The organism is Pseudoalteromonas sp. MER144-MNA-CIBAN-0113 (assembly GCF_040308965.1).
GTDB lineage: Bacteria > Pseudomonadota > Gammaproteobacteria > Enterobacterales > Alteromonadaceae > Pseudoalteromonas > Pseudoalteromonas tetraodonis.
Genome location: NZ_JBEOOG010000336.1, coordinates 1 through 275, shown reverse-complemented (window position 1 = coordinate 275; position 275 = coordinate 1). Strand labels below are relative to the sequence as shown.

The 275-nt window shown below is 33.8% G+C and carries 1 protein-coding gene; it reads left to right on the top strand.

Annotated features, from left to right (window positions below):
- The coding region (locus tag AAEY57_RS19935) for a hypothetical protein (protein ID WP_350608657.1) at positions 1 to 275 on the top strand (275 nt) is incomplete at both ends.

Sequence of the window (275 nt, the reverse complement as noted above, 5' to 3'; positions counted from 1 at the left end):
ATCTAGAGCATAACGACACTGTAACTGGCGAGCAGTTAAACTATAAAATTCCTTTAAATTGGCAGCCATGGTTTTTAAAGGTAAAAGCTATATTTGCTAAAAATACTCAGCTGGTCGAATCCCTACAGAACGTTAATAAAGATTTAGATAAAAAATTGCAGCTACAGTCTGAAAAACTAACCAGCAGCTACGAAGCCAAAGAGCGTCATTTAGCTTTACTTAATACTGTACTTAATAACGTTCCTGACTTTATTTATTTTAAAAGTATTGATGGC